3 protein-coding genes are annotated in these 1,173 nt (G+C 43.9%); all 3 read right to left on the bottom strand.

The features are described from left to right. The coding region (locus tag A3739_RS27885) for a (Fe-S)-binding protein (RefSeq protein ID WP_197471909.1) at positions 1-416 on the bottom strand (416 nt) is incomplete at its 3' end. Further along, positions 394-720, bottom strand: coding sequence for a (Fe-S)-binding protein (locus A3739_RS00400; protein WP_068499720.1), 327 nt, complete (start codon positions 718-720; stop codon positions 394-396). The genes A3739_RS27885 and A3739_RS00400, both read right to left, overlap by 23 nt. Positions 721-727: 7 nt before the next feature. Further along, the coding region (locus tag A3739_RS00395) for a PhnD/SsuA/transferrin family substrate-binding protein (RefSeq protein ID WP_156502196.1) at positions 728-1,173 on the bottom strand (446 nt) is incomplete at its 5' end.

The raw sequence follows: 1,173 nt of genomic DNA, 5'->3' as shown, positions 1-1,173 counted from the left end.
ACTCCATAACGTTCTGTAAGTATGCTTACAATGTGCTTCCCTTTTAGGACTAGTTTGTTTTTGTCGGCATATCCGTTTAAATGCATCAGGCAGCCGCAATCTCCAGATGTAAATGTCGGGGATAATGCCATTAAAGATTTGCATTTATCTTCAGCCATTACAGACGATATTTCGGGTGCTTTCACCGAAAAGGTGCCACCAAAGCCGCAACACTCATTTTGATAATTTGGTTGCTCGACTACATGTCCTGAATTTTGAAGTGATGTTACCCAAGACTCTTCGCTCTTGATTCCACGTCTTGCAGAGCATGACACGTGAAGAGCAATAGATTCTTTTTCATCGCTCATGGATGGTAGGAATGGTGAAATGAATTGAATCAGTTCAAAGCACCTCTCAGACAGATTTTTTGCAAGCATTGAGTAGTGAGAGTCTTCTATTCATCAATAGAGGGAAGTGTTTTTTAATCATGTCTGCGCATGAAGCGGAAGGTACTACTACGGGGAGATCGTATTTGCTCAGTAAATCAATGGTTTGTTTTGCGACTTCTTGCGCTTGATCCTTGGCGCCAGAGTTATATGCCGGTTGGGCGCAACAGCTTTGAAATTTGGGAAACAGCACTTCGAAGCCGCAATGCTCTAATAATGCGACGCTGTCTAAGCCAACTTGTGGATAGATATGCTCAACAAGGCAGCTAGAAAAAAAGACGACTTGTTGTGTCATACCTCATTTACTCTTGGGCGGGCTCTGCAAGTGGAAGATGCATGTTTAATTCTTGTACATTGATATCTTGTGCATCGATCCAGTCACTGTTTCTTGCTACCTCAAAGCCATTACGTGCTTCTAGCGCTTGTAGGAGTTCGGCGTTGTTGCCTCGACGATTCAAGTTCACCATGGCTCGCTGAAGCTTATTAATGGAATAAAACGGTACGCGAGGATGGGTTGCAAAGGCAAATGGACTAAACCCCGGAGTTTCCCAGAGAATTTTTAATTGTTCCTGTCGATCTGGAGACAAAGCATAAAAGTCTGATTCAGCTAGGCTAATGGCGCGTACTTTTCCTTCGGTCAGAGCCATCTCTAACTGTTTTGTGTCGGGATAGAGTCGCATGGGCAACGCAAAGCCTAAACGCTTTAAGCTGTATCGCGGTATAACGCTTGAGGTGTAGTTGAGTAAGG

The organism is Oleiphilus sp. HI0067, assembly GCF_001635735.1.
The sequence above is the reverse complement of the archived record's forward strand: the minus strand, read 5'-3'. Positions and strand labels throughout refer to the sequence as shown.

Bases quoted from the DNA above. Each gene is read 5' to 3' on its own strand.
- A3739_RS00400 (WP_068499720.1), bottom strand. From the start codon at position 720: ATGACACAACAAGTCGTCTTTTTTTCTAGCTGCCTTGTTGAGCATATC.